This window comes from Mariniflexile sp. TRM1-10 (assembly GCF_003425985.1).
In the GTDB taxonomy this organism is placed as follows: Bacteria; Bacteroidota; Bacteroidia; order Flavobacteriales; family Flavobacteriaceae; genus Mariniflexile.
In genome coordinates, this window is sequence record NZ_CP022985.1 from 2,759,965 (window position 1) to 2,779,863 (window position 19,899).

10 protein-coding genes are annotated in these 19,899 nt (G+C 35.7%); 8 read left to right on the forward strand and 2 right to left on the reverse strand.

Translation table 11 applies throughout. The features are described 5' to 3' along the window. Positions 1-3 precede the first annotated feature (3 nt). The 6 genes from CJ739_RS11735 (at position 4) to nagB (ending at position 13,424) form a co-directional block, all read left to right on the forward strand. Positions 4-1,683 carry a fasciclin domain-containing protein gene (locus tag CJ739_RS11735; RefSeq protein WP_117175496.1) on the forward strand — a complete coding sequence of 560 codons (1,680 nt, stop codon included), beginning with the start codon at positions 4-6 and terminating at the stop codon, positions 1,681-1,683. A 35-nt stretch (positions 1,684-1,718) separates the two neighbouring features. Then, on the forward strand, positions 1,719-3,179 hold the full coding sequence (locus CJ739_RS11740) for a fasciclin domain-containing protein (protein WP_117175498.1): 1,461 nt from the start codon (positions 1,719-1,721) through the stop codon (positions 3,177-3,179). A 20-nt stretch (positions 3,180-3,199) separates the two neighbouring features. Continuing rightward, complete coding sequence (locus CJ739_RS11745) at positions 3,200-6,358, forward strand: SusC/RagA family TonB-linked outer membrane protein (RefSeq protein ID WP_236951496.1); 3,159 nt, start codon at positions 3,200-3,202, stop codon at positions 6,356-6,358. A 32-nt stretch (positions 6,359-6,390) separates the two neighbouring features. Further along, positions 6,391-8,142: a RagB/SusD family nutrient uptake outer membrane protein gene (locus tag CJ739_RS11750; protein ID WP_117178938.1), complete on the forward strand. Its 1,752-nt coding sequence runs from the start codon at positions 6,391-6,393 to the stop codon at positions 8,140-8,142. Between the two features lie 878 nt (positions 8,143-9,020). Beyond that, on the forward strand, positions 9,021-11,129 hold the full coding sequence (locus CJ739_RS11760) for an alpha-L-fucosidase (RefSeq protein ID WP_117175504.1): 2,109 nt from the start codon (positions 9,021-9,023) through the stop codon (positions 11,127-11,129). Positions 11,130-11,510: 381 nt separating this feature from the next. Beyond that, positions 11,511-13,424: a glucosamine-6-phosphate deaminase gene (gene nagB / locus CJ739_RS11765; RefSeq protein WP_117175506.1), complete on the forward strand. Its 1,914-nt coding sequence runs from the start codon at positions 11,511-11,513 to the stop codon at positions 13,422-13,424. A gap of 163 nt (positions 13,425-13,587) precedes the next feature. Here the strand turns inward: nagB and CJ739_RS11770 are convergent, their stop codons facing one another. Next, entirely contained in the window at positions 13,588-14,301 is a 714-nt protein-coding gene (locus CJ739_RS11770; RefSeq protein ID WP_117175507.1) for a LytR/AlgR family response regulator transcription factor, read from the reverse strand. Between the two features lie 227 nt (positions 14,302-14,528). Next, positions 14,529-15,587, reverse strand: coding sequence for a sensor histidine kinase (locus CJ739_RS11775; protein WP_117175509.1), 1,059 nt, complete (start codon positions 15,585-15,587; stop codon positions 14,529-14,531). Between the two features lie 129 nt (positions 15,588-15,716). Between CJ739_RS11775 and CJ739_RS11780 the strand changes: the two genes are divergently transcribed. Then, complete coding sequence (locus CJ739_RS11780) at positions 15,717-17,972, forward strand: GH92 family glycosyl hydrolase (protein WP_117175511.1); 2,256 nt, start codon at positions 15,717-15,719, stop codon at positions 17,970-17,972. Then, entirely contained in the window at positions 17,972-19,849 is a 1,878-nt protein-coding gene (locus tag CJ739_RS11785) for a sodium:solute symporter family protein (RefSeq protein WP_117175513.1), read from the forward strand. Before CJ739_RS11780 ends, CJ739_RS11785 begins: the two co-directional genes overlap by 1 nt. The last annotated feature ends 50 nt before the right edge of the window (positions 19,850-19,899 follow it).

Genomic DNA, 19,899 nt, shown 5'->3' on the forward strand with positions numbered 1-19,899 from the left:
GTCATGAAAAATATATTCAAATTACCTAGTGTGTTACGGTTTGTGTGTTTGGCCCTTTTTACGGTTACAGTTTTATATAACTGTTCAGATGAAAAGTTTAAAGAGTCAACCGACGAGACCTTGAATATCACAGAGTTTTTAAGAGCCAATACCGATCGGTATTCGCTGTTTCTCGAGATTTTAGATATTACCGATTACGCATCTTTTATGAATACCTACGGAACCTATACTTTGTTCCTGCCAACCAATGGAGCGGTAGAGGCTTATATGAGCGATTTAGGCGTGAGTACTTTAGATGCTGTACCTCTTGAAGATCTACAGGAATTAGCAAAGCTACATATCCTTGAACAACAAGTTTTGACGACCTCATTTACTGATGGTAAAATTGCAACGCCAAGTATGCAAGGTCAGTTTTTAATTACCGGAGCAGTAAACAGTGCCGATGGTTCCAGTATAACGGTAAATAAATCAGCAAAAATAACCACCTCCAATGTTGAGGTTGGAAATGGTGTAATACATGAGATCGATAAGGTGCTTAGAGTTGCAACTAAAACTATAGCCGAGACTATTGAAGCTGACCCTTCTTTATCTCTGTTTACAGAGGTCATGAAAGCCACCGGTTGGTACGAAGAGCTAGATCGCCCCATTACTTATGTAGATAGTGTACCGTCTTATTTAAGTGTTATAGCGCAAACCAATGCGGTTTTTGAAGAAGCAGGTTTTTCTAATTTAGACGATTTAAAAGCACGTTATAGCCATTTAGACGACCCTATGAATCCAGAAGACAGCTTAAACTTGTTTATGGCTTATAGAGTGTCACCAGGTTTAAATTATTTAGCCGATTTAGCGGTTACTCCAGCCTTACTGACTAAAGCGCCTTTAGAGGTTATTAGTATAAAACTGGCTGCAGATACGCTTTTAATTAACGAGGAAACCTTTAATGGAGTTCTTGAAAAAGGTTTTGAAATTGATAGAGCATCGAGTGATGAAACGACCTCTAACGGAGTCGTACATTTGGTTAAAGAAAATTACTTTATCAAAAAACGTTTACCGGCACCCGTGTATTTTGACTTAGCCGATCAGCCAGAATTCAGACAATTAAGTTCTGTTTTTAGAGTGCCAGGTATGTGGGCATCACTTTCAAATGCTGAATTAGCCGATGTAACTTGGGAAGGCTCCCCGAGTGTCACCTATTCTTGTTTCGACCTAGGTAGCTCGAGCAGACCTGGATGGCATGGCGATGTGTTAGACATACTTCGCTTACGTGATGGTTATATTAACAACATAGAATTCAATACCCCTGTAATTATTAAAGGGCAATATAAAGTATGGATTTCTTGGCGTCAAAATGGTAGAGCTCCTAATTCAGTAAGAGCGTACTTTAATGACACGCAGCTTGCAAGAACATTTAATATGACCGAATACGGAGATAGTAGTACACCAGAGCGTGTTTTAGAGTCACAAGGATACAAACGTCATATTTCACCTTTTACGTCTAGATATAACTGTAGATTGTTAGGGGTTATCAACGTAGAAACGACAGGAAGACATAAATTCAGACTGCAATCTTTGGCATATGCCGGAGGTAACAGTTGGCTTGATGTGGTGGAGTTTAGGCCGGTAGACATGGATCAATTATATCCTAAGTTTGAAGCCGGAGGAGATGGACTTATCTATGAGTAAAAAAAAAGACTATTAATTAAACTAATCCAATAAGGATGAAGATATCAATAAACACATATTCTAAAGCTATATTAGCTAGTTTGTCTCTTTTAGCAGTCGTTTCATGTTCCGATCCATGGGATGATCATGCCAAGAGCTCAGACGAGAATTTAAAACAGAATTTAGCAGAGCGTCTTACCAGTATTTCTGAAACCTCAGAATTTGGTAAGCTGTTAACCGAAACAGGTTACGATAAAGTTTTGGCTAATTCCAAAACCTATACGGTTTGGGCGCCAACAAACGAGGCCATGGCTGCCGTTCCAGCAAGTGAGCTGGGGAGTTTAGAAAGCAAAAAACGTTTCGTTAGTAATCATTTAGCGCTTACTGCTTTTGGATCGGTTTCTAATCAAGATACTGTTACTGTACAAATGCTTTCCAGTAAATACCTAGAATTTATTAATGGTACGGTCATGGATGGCGCTTCGGTGGTTACTGCCGATCAGTACACATCCAATGGGCTTTATCACATAGTAAGCGATGCGCTTATTCCGCGATTAAGTATTTGGGAGTACATTAAAAGCATGGAGGGCAGTAATGCCATGAGTTCCTATTTATTATCGTTGGATGAATTCAATATTTATCAATCAGATAGTATTGCTAAGGCAACAGCAGAGGAAAACCCAGGTATATATTCAGATTCCCTATCAAATTCATACCTTAAAAATGTGTATAACTTAAATAACGAACGTAATAAGTACACCTTCTTTTTATTGGAAGATGATGCGTTTAATACCGAAGTCGGGAAGTTAGAGCCTTACTTAACCAAAAGTAATGCCGATTCCACAACAACCTACGCGCGTTATTTTAATACCAGGGATTTTGCGTTTCATAAGTCGGTGGCAAAGGAAAACCTGCCGGATACTTTAGTGTCTCGATTTGGAGTAAAAGTGCCAATAAATAAAGATAATATTGTTGAAGAAGTTCCTTTAAGTAATGGGGTGCTTTACATTATGGGAAGTATGGATGTGCCTTTAGAAACCAGATTATTAACCACCCAGATTGAAGGAGAAAGCCCTCGTGGATTCAGTCAGGGAGACAAAAGAGCAAATACCTATTACAGGGAAAAAGAAGATTTGGATGGTATTATGTTTGAAGATATTATGGTACAGAACCATGGGGTGCCGTTATTTTCAATTTATTATGGTGCGAGCAATCTTTACAGTACGACCTACAAAGTATACTGGAGAGCGATAAATGATATTCAGGAAAATACATTCCAGCAGCGTTTACGTTTTGGAGGGATGTTTAATGAACTAGGAGTAGTGGTAGATCCAATAGCGACCTTGGATTATACCGATGTTGCTCCTGATGTCTATGATGAAATTTACGTAGGAGAGTTTACACTAGAAGAAGCTGGGAACTTAGATCTAATATCGCTAATTGCAGCCAACTCCGGTAGTAATGGCGTGAATACATTAACCTTAGATTATATTAAACTGGTACCAGTTATTAAATAATGTCTTTTAAACCAACTATTATGCTCAAAATATTTAAACTAACCGGTCTACTATGTATACTGTTATTTGGTGGGACTTCAGTTAATCTGTATGCACAAGACTCAGATTCTAAGGCTGTAAGTGCCCAGACCAGTAAAGGTATCGAAATCAAAGGCCTTATAAAGAATGCAAAAACAGGTAAAGGAATTCCGGGAATCAATGTTGCGGTAAAAGATTTTTCTGCAGCCATTTCAGATGATCAAGGAAATTTCTCTATTAAAGTTCCTCATTTAAACGCGTTATTGATGTTAAGTGCGGAAGGGTACCAAAGCAAAGTTGTGCCTTTAAACAATAAAGAAAGTGGCTTAGAGATTAGTCTTTTCGAAGATAATTATTCTCAGTTTTATCAAACCGCTACGTTGCCGGGTAAAGAACAGTTACAGTACACAAATTCTAAAGCATCCAATGTTATAGATTTAAAAAAGGATCAATGGGGAAATCCTGTTAACCAGTCTATTGGGAACTTTTTACAGGGGCGTGTCGCTGGACTTAACAGTGTAGGGAAATCGGGTGTTCCTGGAGCCGGAGCGTATTTAACCTTAAGAGGATTTAATTCGCTTTATGCCACCAACAAACCATTAATTATTGTAGATGGTATGGTATACGACGATGAAGATTATGGTTCTGGAATTCTTCAGTACAATAGTTCTTCGCCTTTGTCCATGATTGATGTTAAGGATATTGAAGATATTACCGTGTTAAAAGACGGCTCTTCAATTTACGGAGTAAAAGGAGCCAATGGTGTAATTCTCATTACAACAACTCGCCCAACGGAGTTAAGTACAAAAATAGACTTTACCATGTATAGCGGAATGAACGAAGATCCAAAGCAATTACCTGTGATGCGTCCTTGGGAGTTCAGACCATATTTATCTCAGTTAATGGCATCTCGAGGTGATAGTCAACAGCAAATAGCCAACATGCCCTGGATGAATGATAATCCGCAAAGCGAAAATTATTATCCGTACCATAATGTGACCAACTGGCAAGATAAAGTGTTTAAAAGCAGTATCAACCAGAATTACTTTTTAAAGATTAGAGGGGGAGACGATATAGCCAAATACGGTATATCTGTTGGGTTTCTTAACAACGAAGGAGTTGTTGGTGACTCCAATTTAAAACGTTACAGTACCCGGTTAAATGCCGCGTTACGTTTAACAGATAAATTATCTGTTAATGCGAACTTATCGTTCATCTTTAATGAAGAAAATCTTTATAATCAAGGACCTGCTTATAAAACCAACCCTTTGCATTTAGCGCTCACCAAATCGCCTTTTACTGCGGTAAATGTGATAGATGCCCAAGGCGATGTGTCACCTAATTTAGCTGATGTAGATATGTTTAACATAGGGAATCCTTTAGCTATTATAGAAAATGGCATAGGAATTAATAAAAACTACCGTTTCTCAGGAAACTTAAATTTCGATTACGCTATTAATGATAATTTTAAGGCGAACTTAATTATTGGGTTGACTTACAATAAAGAGCGCGAGCGTTTCTTTATTCCAGATTTTGGTGTGGCTGATATTATGTTACCAACAGCGATTGCTGGTAATCGTAGTGGTAGTGAAGTACAACGATATTATTCATTATTCACCGATGCTTCTTTATCTTATACTAAGAGTATAGATTTTAAACATAATTTCGATTTTCGTATTGGGTCCCGTACCCAGTCTAACGAATCTGAAAGTGATTTAGGTTTAGGGTATAACTCAGCAACCGATGATTTTACTACAGTAGGGTCAGGGAGTAACCTATTAAGGTATGTAGGTGGTCAGTTAGGTGACTGGAAATGGTTTAACAATTACTTGAGTTTTGATTACAACTACGTAAATAAGTATTTTATAACTCTAAATACGGCTTACGACGGGTCTAGCCGTTTTGGTGAAACGGTACACTTTGCACCAATGGGTTCAGTTTCGGCAGCCTGGTTAATTTCTTCAGAAAACTTCTTGAAAAGTGCAAATGCTATCGATTTTTTAAAACTTAGAGCATCTGCGGGTGTAAGTGGTAATGACGATATAGGAAACTATACAGCTCAACAATTATACGTATCCCAAAACCTTTTAGGAATGCAAGGTTTGGTTAGAGGAAATATTGGAAATCCGGATCTTAAACACGAGACGGTTACTAAATTCAACTTAGGATTAGATGTGGCTTTATTTAAAGAACGCCTTAACGCTACTTTCGATGTGTATTCTAACAAAACCACCGATATGATTACTTACCAGTCAACCAATACAACTTCTGGTTTTGACTATATGGTAACCAACAGTGGAAGTATGCGTACAAAAGGTTTTGACTTAGGACTTAACGGCAGACTTATTAATACGGCTGATTTACAGTTCGATTTAGGTGTGAATTTAGGTGCTTATGAAAATGAAGTTTTAAATATTCCTAACGAACGTATCATTACAAACTTTGGCGGGGCAACTTATATTACGCATGAAGGTCTGGATGCTAACTTATTCTATGGTTATCAGGCTAATGGTGTCTACAGTACTACAAATCAGGCCAATGCCGATGGTTTATCACGCCGTTTAGATAATGGAACTTTAGTACCATTTGGAGGCGGCGATGTCATTTTTGAAGACCTTAACGGTGATAAAATTATCGATGAAAACGATCGTAAAATTATTGGTAACCCGAATCCGGATTTAACAGGAAGTATTAATGCTAACCTAACGCTTAAAAGGTTTACTATTTCTGGCTTATTCAATTTCTCGGTGGGTAACGATATTTACAATGGGGTGCGTCGTAGCTTAGAGTCTATGAGCACTTACGATAACCAAAGTATTGCGATTAACAACCGTTGGGTTGCTGAAGGTCAGGAAACTTCAATTCCTAAAGCCACTTGGGGAGATCCTATGGGGAATGCATCATTCTCTAGCCGTTGGATTGAAGATGGGTCTTATTTAAGACTAAAAACATTAATGGTGTCTTACGATGTTGCTGTGGAGTCTAACCTTGTGAAGTATTTAAAATTATACGCAAGTGGTAATAACTTGTTTACGATAACCGATTATTTAGGATTCGATCCGGAGTTTAGTGCGACGTCTTCTATTTTCGGACAAGGAGCAGACATTGGTCTTATTCCGCAGTTTATGACCGTTCAACTAGGATTACGCTTAGGATTGTAATGAAATTAATTTTAGAGAAAAACATGAAGACAATGATAAAAATAACTAGAAATAAAGTCGCATTAGGAGTCTTGGTTGTACTTTTGGGTCTAACCTCTTGCCAAGATTATCTGGATGTAGAACCTAAAGACCAATTAAACAGCGATCAGGTATACCGTGATGTTTTCGATGCCGATGCTGCTGTAGTAGGTATTTACGGTAAGTTTATGGGGCTGGCTAAAAAATACGTTATACTTAACGAGCTAAGGGCAGACCTTATGAGTCCGACAGATAATGCCGATATGTATTTGCAACAAATTAATGAGCATGCAGTAACGAAAGATAACCCTTACGCAAACCCTAAAGATTTTTATGAAATCATCAATAATTGTAATGATGTCCTTAAGAATTTTAAAATCATGGCCGAGGAAAATAAAATGGATCAGGGCGAGTTTAATGAACGTTATTCAGACATTGGAACGCTTCGTAGCTGGTTGTATTTGCAATTAGGTATACATTATGGTGAGGTGCCTTATATTACGGAGCCGATAGCTAATATTGATGATGTTCAAAATGAAAATCTGTATCCCAGACTATCGTTAACAGCTCTTATTAATGAATTGGTAGACTTCACAGAGTCTCTACCATATACCAGTCCTTATAGCGCCAATAGTACGCTGGTGATTGATGTAGATGGATATAATACAGCAAAATTTTTCATTAATAAAGAATGTTTACTAGGGGATTTAAACTTATGGGCTAACAACTATACGCAAGCAGCAGCACATTATAAGACAGTAATGGAAACAGCTAGTAGTAGTGGCAGTGATTCTGAACGTTATGATGTTTACCGTGTTAAATGGGCTGAAATAGCAAGTAACAATGATTTGGCAGTTGGTTACATTAGATACAGAGAACAAGATGCACAGGCCTTAGTTAATAATAATACTCAAGGTTGGCGTTCGATGTTTGCCAGGGAAAAAGATGCTTTGTGGAATACAGAGTGGATTTGGTCTTTACCTTTCGATAGTAATTTTGCACCTCAAAATCCGTTTGTTGAGTTGTTCTCTAATCAGGGAGGAGATTATTTAGTAAAACCTTCGCAGGAAGCCATGGATCTTTGGGATAATCAAGTACAAAGAAATGGGTTCCCTTACGATGCCCGTGGTCCTAAATTTTCATACAACATCATTAGTGGGCAACCTGTAATTATGAAGTACTTATTTAAATATCTTGACTCAGACACACAATTGCCTATTGATGTCTTTCAAACTGGAGGCGATTGGTTTTTATACCGTGCAGCTACTTTACATTTAAGATATGCAGAAGCAGCCAATCGCGATAATCAGCATAAAATTGCCGATGCACTTCTTAATTTCGGAATTCAAAACGCTTATACCGTTGGTGGTGTTACCGATGTAACCGATATTGAGCAAACCCATCAACCATTTCCATACGATTTTGATGCTAGACAGGGAGACTTTCCATTTTTTAGAGGAAACTGGTATCGTAATACAGGATTACGTGGACGTGCTTATGTTGAGCGTGCGGAAATTGTAGGAGATAGTTTAACATCTATTGAAAATAACTTGGTTAAAGAAAGTGCTTTAGAGCTGGCTTACGAAGGAAACCGTTGGGGAGATTTATTACGCGTGGCTTTACGTCGTAACGATCCTGCTTTTTTAGCCGATAAAGTTTACAATAAATTAGATAAAGATGGTAATCCTAACGCAGGTGAGGTACGTAGTAAACTTATGAGTACCAGTAACTGGTATTTACCATTTGTTTGGAACAAAGAAGAATAAGTAATAGTTTAGTTTATTAGAATATTAAAAACCCTAAGACTTCTTGAAGTCTTAGGGTTTTTTCGTTTTCACACTTACTTACCGCTTAAAAAACTTTTAAATTAACGGGATTTTATGCAAAAATAGGCATAGTATACCACTATCAGTGGTTAATCATCCTCCTCATATGTGAATGCTATTCTCATGGGTGTTTCAGATATTAAAAATAGGTAGGAAATATATGAGTCATTTACTCATAAATAAGAACTAAAGTTAAGGTTAAATTTACAAACACAGGCGAATCTTGTTTTTAGCCTTAATAACCTACTGCCAAGAGTTTGTGAATTTGAGCTGTTATAAATAAAGTTAAGAGTTATTATAATGTAAAATTATAGGTTTTTACTGGTTAAAACGAAGCTCTATTATTCTTAAGGTTATTTAAAACAACCGCTTCATCTTCTTACAGTACTGTTCGATTCTCGTATAGTTGGAGTTTTAGGGAAACCTACAGGAACAGTCTATTTAATTTCGTAAATTGCATAATAGTCATTCAAAAAAAAACAATGTTAAACAAACTATATCCTTTACTACTACAATTGCCTATAGGCTCACGAAACCAAGATGACAATGATCCTATCGATTTTACAAGCCCATTTGATGTCATTGTATATATTGTTCTACCTGTACTAATGATTATCTTTTATATCCTTTGGAGGAGAAGGAAGAAGCGGGATAAGGATTAAAATGTGTTGCTGATACCTTGTTTGATTTTTTATAAAACATCTTATAGCCGTTTCAGGACGGATCAAACTTATCACGCTTTCAAAATTGTTGTTGGTCGAAATTTTATAAATAGAAATATCAATTAGCGTTAGCTTTGAGATGATAAACCTATAAGTATGATCAATAAATTCAATATAATTCTTTTATGCTTTTTCAGTGTTTTTATAGTTAGTAATTGTCAGGAATCGGTAAATCCACCGGCTCCATTTGGACCTCTGCCTACGCAAAAACAGATTGATTGGCATGACATGGGATTTTATGCATTTATTCATTTTTCGTTAAATACTTTTACCAATAAAGAGTGGGGATATGGTGATGAATCTCCAGAACTGTTTAACCCAACGGCTTTGGATACACGTCAATGGGCTCGTATTGTTAAAGAGGCTGGAATGAAAGGTATTATTTTAACAGTAAAACATCATGATGGATTTTGTCTATGGCCATCAAAATATACCGATCGCTCGGTGAAAAATTCTCCTTGGAAAAACGGTAACGGTGATGTGGTTAAAGAATTGGCAGAAGCTTGTAAAGAGTATGGATTGAAGCTAGGAATATATCTTTCTCCTTGGGATAGAAATCACTCAGGTTATGGGAAACCTGAATATGTCACCTATTTTAGAAATCAGTTAAACGAATTGCTAACCAATTACGGTGACGTATTTGAAATGTGGTTTGATGGTGCTAATGGGGGTGATGGTTATTATGGAGGAGCCAATGAGACAAGAAAAATAAACACGCTCAAGTATTATAATTGGGAAGAGACCTATAAATTAATATACAAAACATCTCCAAATACACTTGTTTGGGGCATTGGTCCCTCGGAAGCTAGATGGATAGGTAATGAAGAAGGCTATGCAAACAAAACCAATTGGTGTCTTTTACGCCAAGAAGATGATTTGAATGGCAAAGTACATTATACAGAGTATATGTCCGGGCATGAGGATGGTGAAAAGTGGGTGCCTGGAGAAGCAGACGTTTCCATTAGACCAGGATGGTTTTATCATGAAATTGAAGACGATTTGGTGCACCCCATAGATGATATGGTAGATTTTTATTATAAATCCATTGGGCGCAATGCAAATCTAATACTTAATATTCCTCCAGATAAAAGAGGATTGATTAATGAACATGATGAAGAAAGACTTAAAGAATTTGCCAAAGTAATTAAAGCCGATTTTAAAACAGAGTTATTGGCAGGCACTAAGGTGTCAGCAAATAATGTTCGGGGTGGAAGTGATACCTATAACGCTAAATATGTTATAGATGGAAACAAAAACACGTATTGGGCTACCGATGATGATGTGAAATCAGCATCCATAACATTTGAATTTGATAAACCAACACCCATCAATCGTATTCTTCTTCAGGAATATATAAAACTGGGACAGCGAATAAAAGCATTTCATGTTGAAGCTAAAATTAATGGGAAGTGGCAAACGATAGCTAATGAGACTACTATTGGATATAAAAGGATTTTACGAGTAAAGAGGGTCGTCGCTCAGGCTCTTAGAATAAATTTCACAGACTCAAAAGCGTGTATTGTTATTTCAAAAATTGAAGCTTATAACGCGCCTGCTTCGGTGCGTTTGCCTATAATACAACGAGATAAAAAAGGACTTGTAACCATAACTGCTCAAGAAAACGACCGTATTTATTATACCACGGATGGGTCAGAACCATCAGTAAATAGTACCCGCTATGAAAAGCCATTTATATTTAGCAAAGCAGTAAAAATAAAAGCAATAGCAAGAAATACAAATGAAAATATAAACAGTGGTGTTAGAACAGCTAAATATGGCGAGTCTAAAGAAAAATGGACCATAGTTTCGGCAACGAGCGGCGATTTAAAATTAGCAGAAAGCGTTATTGATGGTAACCCCAGTACTTGTTGGTCTTTTGGAGGAGAAACCGATAAGCTTCCGCAAGCAATAATTATAGATATGGGAGATTTGATAGACATAAACGGATTTACATATACACCGCAACAAGTGGGGAATAATCTTAATTTGGTGTCTAATTATGAGTTTTATACGAGTATTGATAATATAAAATGGACAAAGCGTTCGGATGGTGAGTTTTCAAACATTAAAAACAATCCCATAGAGCAGGTAAAAATATTCAATTCAACAAAAGCAAGGTATTTGCGTTTTGTAGCCAAATCTGGGGTAGATCTGGGGCAAACGATTTCTATTGGAGAAATAGGCGTTATTGAAAACAGTAAATAAAACTAAGATATAAAGCAGATGCTTTTGTTCAAAGTCTAAATAATTCTCCGATAGCTCTGCCTCGTGGTTTGCTTCGCCAGTTTGCTTTGCTTGTGTCCCGTTCACTCTCATTTGGAGAGGTCAGAACTGCCTTTTGGGGTAGTTCTGGGTGAGGTAAAATATGAAATTTCGGTTTTTGGCACAGAGGTTAAAATGAAACAGACGAAACCTGTACTGAACCTAGTCGAAGTATATCTTTATGGCTCTGCCTCCGAGGATAATCTGTTTTCTGGAAATTTTTTATTCATTTGCCGATGCTCGTTAGTTATTAGTCGAATTTTTGATTTTTAAGATTAATAAAAGGCTTAATTTTATTAATGTAATTAAAAACATGCTAATAAAATGATAAAAGAAGGTATCCATTTTAAAGAAGCCGGAAAATTTGAAGAAACCCGTTTTGAGAAAATCCATAATGTTATTTTCAATTCTTCACAAGAAGCGTCTGTTTTAGTAGCGCAAGAAATTGCAAATTTAATTCTTAGGAAAAGTGAGTTAAATGAATTTTGTGTCTTAGGACTGGCAACAGGATCTTCACCAATAAAAGTTTATGAAGAACTTGTACGCATGCATAAAGAAGAAGATTTGAGTTTTAAAAATGTGGTAACTTTTAATTTAGACGAATATTACCCTATGGATAAGGATAATATTCAGAGTTATTTCCATTTTATGCATGAACATCTTTTTAACCATATAGATATTCTTCCTGAAAACATTAATATTCCAGATGGTAAGGTAAGTAGTGAAGATTTACAACAATATTGTATCGATTATGAAATGAAAATCAAATCTTATGGAGGATTGGATTTTCAATTGTTGGGAATCGGCAGAACAGGCCATATAGGGTTTAACGAACCAGGATCCCATATTAATTCCGGAACAAGAAGTATTACTTTAGACCATGTAACACGTATAGATGCCGCACCATCATTTTTAGGAATTGAAAACGTCCCTAGAAAAGCCATTACAATGGGAATTGGTACTATTAGAAACGCCAAAAGAATTGTGCTTTTGGGTTGGGGTGTTAGTAAGGCCGGAATTATAAAGCAAACAATAGAAGGCGAGATTTCCTCTCATGTTCCCGCAACGTATCTACAAGACCATAATAACACAACGTTTGTTTTAGATAACGAAGCTTCATCTGAATTAACAAGGGTAAAAACACCATGGCTGGTAAAATCCTGTGTGTGGACCGAAGAATTAAAATTAAAAGCTGTTGTATGGTTAAGTGAATTAACGGGGAAACCATTCCTTAAGCTAACAGATAAAGATTATAATGATAATGGCATGTCTAGTTTGCTAACAGAAGAAGGAACTGCATACGATTTAAACATTAAGATGTTTAATAAAATGCAGCATACCATTACTGGTTGGCCAGGGGGAAAACCAAATTCAGACGATAGCCATCGCCCGGAGCGTTCAATACCCACCAAAAAGAGAGTTATTATTTTTAGTCCACACCCAGATGACGATGTTATTTCTATGGGAGGCACTTTTGATAGGCTTGTAGAGCAAGGTCATGACGTGCATGTAGCTTATCAAACATCTGGAAATATTGCAGTGTCTAATGAAGAAGCTTTAAAGTTCGCTGAGATTTCCATGGCTTTAAATAAAAATTCAAGCGAATCGGTAAACATTATAAACTTTTTAAAGAATAAATCTGAAAATGATATTGATTCTATAGAAGTTAGAAAACTAAAAGGATTAATAAGGCGAAGTGAATCTTTGGCAGCCACGAGATATTTGGGGTTAAAAGATTCTAATGTTCACTTTTTAGATCTCCCTTTTTATGAAACCGGCACCATAAAGAAAAACAACCTTTCAGAAGCTGATGTGGACATTATGTGTCATATCATTGAAACCATAAAACCACACCAAATTTATGCTGCTGGCGATTTAGCAGATCCACACGGAACCCATAAAGTTTGTCTAGATAGCCTATTTGAAGCTTTAAGGAGGCTAAAACATAAGGATTATATGAATGATTGTTGGGTTTGGTTATACCGTGGTGCTTGGCATGAGTGGGATTCTTATCAAATTGAAATGGCTGTTCCTATGAGCCCAGATCAGGTACTTAAAAAACGACATGCCATTTTTTATCACCAATCCCAAAAAGATGGTGTCATGTTTCAAGGAGATGACTCTAGAGAGTTTTGGGTTCGTGTTGAAGATAGAAATAGACTAACAGCAAAAAAATATAACGATTTAGGCTTAGCGGAATATGCCGCCATTGAAGCTTTCAAACGTTATTATTTTTAAACCATATTAAGCAATTGTTTTTGTTTAGATTAATAGTAAGTACCCTTAAGAAGAAAGAGGCTGTCTGAAAAGGCAGCCTCTTCAATTTGTTGTCATTTGTCTATAGTCTATTTTCTTTCAGCAAAGCGATCTTGAATCTTTAACCGGACACTCATGTTTATAATTATATGGACGAATTCAATATTTTTTGTTTCACTTCATCAATATAAGACCTGCCTATGACATATCTAAGACCTTCAATTTCTATGCTATTTCCTTCTACGGCATCAATTTTATCAATCGCAATGGTGTAAGATCGGTGGATTCTTATAAAATCCCTTTCTGGCAATAAGTTGGTGAAATCCGTTAGGGTGCTGTGTACTATATATTTGCCTGTTAAGGTGTTTATTTTTAAGTAGTCTTTCAAGCTTTCTATAATTAAGATTTCATCTAAAAAGATTTTTTTCATTTTCTTTTTATCAATCTTCACGAAAATATAAGGGCGTTCTTTGGTGCTTTCCAATGGTACTTTACTAACAATATCGAGCCTTCTGTTGATTTTATTTAGAGCTTTCATGAATCTAGGGAACTCAATAGGTTTCACCAAATAGTCTAAAACATCTAGTTCGTAGGTTTCTATTGCAAATTCATCGTAGGCACTGGTAATGATTAACAAAGGAGGATTTACTAAGCTTTTTATGAAATTAATACCATCTAATACGGGCATGTTAATATCTAGAAAGATGACATCGACATGGTTACTTTTTAAAAAATTTAAACCATCAATGGCATTGCTAAATGAGGTTACCAATTCAAAGTCTTCAATTTTTTCTAAGTAGTTTTTAATAACATTAATAGCTAATGGCTCATCATCTATAATCAAACACTTTATTTTCATTTCTAATTAATATTATTAAAGTCAGGTTAGTTTAATGGATGTTTTAAAAGAATGAACATATTATGGACTCATCTTGACTTTTTTCAATTGGCTGCAAAATAATCTTTTTACCCCATATTTTGCCTTTTTTTTACCCCGTAGCGCTGCTATGAAGTGCTAAAAAGCTAAAATCCGGAAAAAAATCTCTATTTTTCGCTTCAATCAAAAAAGTCAAGATGAGTTCTTTTTTAAGATACTCTTATTATAAGTTTAACAACAAAATTATTCTTTTTACTTTTTATGCTTAGCTTATAATCGTTTCTGTTATAGCCTAATTCAAGTCTTTTCTTTACATTTTCGATGCCTATTCCACTAGACTTGCTTAGGTTTTCTTCGTATTTTGTAGTTGTGGGCATGGGATTTGAGATTGTAAAATAAAGAAAATCTTCTTTAATTTTAAAAATAATATCAATTTTTACTTTTCCAATGTTTTTGTTGACACCATGCTTGAAAGAATTCTCAACAAAGGACAGCAGTAAGATAGGTGCAATTTCTTTGTCCTGAATATCGCCGGAAATAGACATATTTACTTCTAAACGTTCATCATGCCTAATTCTTTCCAAGTCTAGGTAGTTTTGAATGCAAAGTATTTCGTTTTCTAATGTTTGACGCTTATTTTTAGTTTCGTAAAGCATATAGCGCATCATTTCAGAAAGCTTTAAAATTACTTTAGGTGTTTTATTGGACTTTTCAACAGCTAACGAATAAATGTTGTTAAGGGTATTAAAAAAAAAGTGGGGAGACACTTGCGATTTTAAAAAAAGCAACTCGGTTTCTAGTTGGGATTTTTCAAGATCGGTGACCCTTTTATGCTCTTTTAAAAAGTCTAGTGTTATTTTAATCGCTGTGGCAAATGTAACGACGTAAAGTTCGCCAATCATCATCTCAATGGTATAGTTAAGTGTTAATTTATCTATAGGTTGAGGTCCTTCTGGCCAAACATTTTGATCTAATAATAAATACGTGAGATTAAACTTTACAATAACCATGATAAATATGGCCGACAAAACCGAAAGTATATATAATGCATATCTTCTTTTGTATACTAAGTAGGGCATAAGCACTAGAATATTCAAATAGCACAACGTCATGTGAATCGGAAACCCAATTAAGTTGGATTTTAATGAATATAGATAATCATTAAAATAGCTTCCCCAACGAAATGTATTGAACAAAAAATAGATTACCCAAAATATGATATGATAATGTATTGGGATTTTATAAAACTTATTAGAATTGAAAATCATTATACAAAGATTGATTGGTTGTCACTGCTTTTTTTGATGTTTAGCTTAGTTAATATGTTGTCCGTCTAAATAACTTTTAATAATGTTTAAATTTATGAAAATTTAGACTTAAATTCAGATAGTTTTTACATGAAGAACATTCTCTTATTAGTTTTATTTACTGTTTCGGTTATAAGTTGTAATAAAAACACCGGTAATAGTAACAATAAAAATCCGCTTTTAGTTAACCATGTAGATCCTTTTATAGGAACAGGTGGTCATGGGCATACCTACCCTGGGGCAACAGTTCCTTTTGGCATGCTACAAGTAAGCCCCGATAATGGGATTTCAAATTGGGATTGGTGTTCGGGGTACCATTATTCCGATTCTATTGTTGTTGGTTTTAGCCATTTACATCTAAGCGGCACAGGTATTGGCGATTTAGCCGATGTGTTGTTTATGCCAACAAATAAAGTGATAGACTTAACAATACAGCCAACTTCCAGAGATTCATTTCCGTACAAATCATCATATAGCCACAAGAACGAAATGGCTACTCCAGGATATTACCAAGTCTTTCTCGAAGACCCTAAAATAAATGTAGAATTAACAACTTCAGAACGCACAGCTTATCATAAATATACCTTTGCTGAAAATGATAAACAAGCTTTAATTATAGATTTAGGTTTTGCCATCAATTGGGATAAAGCAACAAAAACAGCTATCACCATTGAAGATAATAACACCATAAGTGGCTATAGGTTTAGTACAGGTTGGGCAAAAAATCAAAAAGTGTTTTTCGTGGCAAAATTTTCCAAACCAATTTCCAAACATCTTTTGTTTGCCGATGGAAAACCAATTGCCAGTACGACCATTGAAGCAGAAAAAGTAGCATCACAGCTGTTTTTTGAAGCTGAAAATAATAAGGAACTAGTAGCAAAAGTAGCACTCTCATCGGTTAGTGTTGCCAACGCAAAAGACAACTTAGATACAGATGGATTTAATTTTGAAAGTGTAAAAAATCAAGCTCAAACAACTTGGAATGAGGCATTGTCAAAAATAGTGGTAGAAACGCCCGTAGATTCTTTAAAAACCATGTTCTATACAGCCATGTACCATGCACAATTGGCACCGGTAATTTACAGTGATAAAAACGGCCAATTTAGAAAGGAGAATGATAGTATTGAAACGGCAACAAACTATACAGCGTATTCCACCTTATCCCTTTGGGATACGTTTAGAGCCGAAAACCCTCTATTGACAATTATAGCTCCAGAAAGAGTATCAGATATTGTTAATTCCATGTTGGCCTATTACGAAACTAAAAAAATATTACCCGTTTGGACGCTTTATGCAAACGAAACCAATACCATGACAGGGTATCATTCCATTCCCGTAATATTAGATGCTTATATAAAAGGAATAAAAGGCTTTGATGCTGAAGCGGCTTACGAAGCTATGAAAACAACCATGATGCAAGACGAGCGCGGATTGAATTTCTATAAACAATACGGCTACATTCCATATAATTTATTGGACGAATCGGTAACCATAACTTTAGAATATGCTTTTAATGATTGGTGTGTAGCACAAATGGCAAAAGCTTTGGGAAAAGAAGCGGATTATCAGTTTTTTCTAAATCGTTCTAAAGCCTACCAATATTTATTTGATCCGGCAACAGGATTTATGCGTGGAAAATCAGAAGACGGAAAATCATGGAACGAACCTTTTGATGCCAAACATTCCAACCATAGAGAACAAACCGATTATACCGAAGGCAATGCATGGCAACACAGTTGGTTTGTACCCCATAATGTAGAAGATTTTATTTCATTACACGGAAACGATACCATTTTTACAAATCGTTTGGAACAGTTGTTTACAGAGAGTTCTGAAATTACTGGTGATAACATATCTGCCGATATTACTGGGCTAATAGGTCAATATGCACACGGTAACGAACCAAGCCACCATATAGCCTATATGTTTAATAAAGCAAATAAGCCTTGGCGAATGCAGTTTTGGGTGCACCATATTTTAAATACACAATATAATACCACACCTAATGGGTTAAGTGGCAATGAAGATTGTGGACAAATGTCTGCTTGGTATGTGTTTAGCAGTATGGGGTTATACCCCATGAACCCAGCTTCGGGAGTATACGAAATCGGAAGTCCAATTTTTGAAAAAGCAACCATAAAGCTTCCTGAAGGCAAAACCTTTGTTATTGAAGCTGAAAACGTTTCAAATCAAAATTTTTACATTCAATCGGCGACGCTAAACGGTGTAGATTTTAATCAAACGTCCATTTCACATCAACAAATAATGCAAGGTGGTATTTTACGTGTTGTTATGGGATCCAGTCCTAATAAAAATTGGGGATTAACTAATAACAAAAGAGGCTGATGAATATTATAGACGTATCAATAATATTAGGTTATATATTATTAACAGTAGGTGTTGGAATCTGGATTTCTAAAAAAGCATCCGTTGGTTTGGACGAATATTTCCTTGGTGGAAAATCTATAAAATGGTATTACCTAGGTTTAAGTAATGGTTCGGGAATGTTTGACGTATCTGGAACTGCATGGATGGTTGGAATTCTGTTTTTATACGGCGTTAAAAGTTTTATGTTTATGTGGCTTTGGCCTATTTGGAACCAAATTTTTGTTATGATGTTCTTAGCCGTTTGGATAAGACGATCTAATATTATGACTGGCTCTGAATGGATTTTAACACGCTTCGGAAATGACAAGGCAGGTAAAGCATCGCATATCATCGTTGCTATTTTCGCTATCGTATCGGCAATTGGGTTCATCGCTTATTTTTTTGAAGGCATCGGTAAATTTATGACTATCATTTTGCCTTGGGATTTTGCATTGTCTTTTGGTGATACAAATGTCTTAACATCACAACAATCGTACGCTTTAATGATTATTTTTTTAACGACTATTTATACAGTTAAAGGAGGTATGTTTTCGGTAGTAGCTACAGAGGTATTACAATATATTATTATGGTTGTTGCAGGAATGTTGGTTGCTGGATATACTTTCTTTGAGTTTAGTGATATACAGATAACATCGGTAATTAGTGATGAATGGAAGAATGTCTTTTTTGGTTGGGAACTTGATGCACAATGGAATCAAAAATACCAAGCTTTTAATAATTTAATAGATTCCGAAGGGTATAAAATGTTTGGGGCTTTTATAGGAATGTCACTCTTTAAAGGTTTTTTTGCAAGTATTGCAGGCCCTACGCCAAGTTACGATTTGCAAAGAATCCTTTCAACCAAATCAGTAAAAGAAGCGGCTTACATGAGTGGTTTTACAAATCTGATTTTGTTTATTCCAAGATATTTAATGATTGCAGGTATCGTCGTTATTGCTTTGGTAACCTTGGCTCCTGAAATGAATGCCGATGCGTTATTAAATGGAGGCGATCTAGAAATTTTATTGCCAAAAGTCATTAATTTTCATGTGCCGGTAGGAATTAAGGGCTTGTTGTTGGCAGGTTTATTGGCGGCATTTATGTCCACATTTTCAGCCTTTGTAAATGCGGGACCAGCATACATTGTAAATGATATTTATAAAAAATACTTTAAATCGGAAGAAACAAATGCACATTATATAAAAGTAAGTCATATTGCTTCTTTTCTAGTTGTTGGTTTTGGGGTGTTTATGGGTTTTTTTGCTAATTCCATTAACTCCTTAACATTATGGATAACCAGCGCATTATTTGGAGGTTATGTAGCAGCAAACTTTTTAAAATGGATTTGGTGGCGTTTTAATGGTTGGGGCTATTTCTATGGAATGGCTTCAGGATTGGTTATTGCAACCTTACAGTTTTTATTGGACCAAAACAAAGCAAATTTGGAAGTAGACACTTGGCTGTACTATTTAGCTCAAATGTCTGCAATTTACGTCTTTCCCATCATTTTTGCGGTGTCATTATTAGGCTCTTTTTTAGGAACTTTTTTAACTCCTGCAACAAATATTGAGGTACTTAAGTCCTTTTATGCCAATGTACGTCCTTGGGGTTGGTGGCATCCCATTTATAAAATACTAAAAAAGGAGGATGAAACTTTTGAAAAAAACAACGAATTTGCAAGGGATATGTTGAATTGCGTTATAGGGATTGTTTGGCAGTCAAGCATGATTTTACTTCCTATATATCTCCTAATTAGAGATTATCCACAAACAATAGTTTCATTAACTGTATTTTTGATTACTTCAGTCATTTTGAAATACACATGGTTAGATAAAGTAAAAAAAATACCAAATTAGAACACAGAATTTTTTGTTGAGTAAGAAAAAGTAAAGTTTAATAATAAATA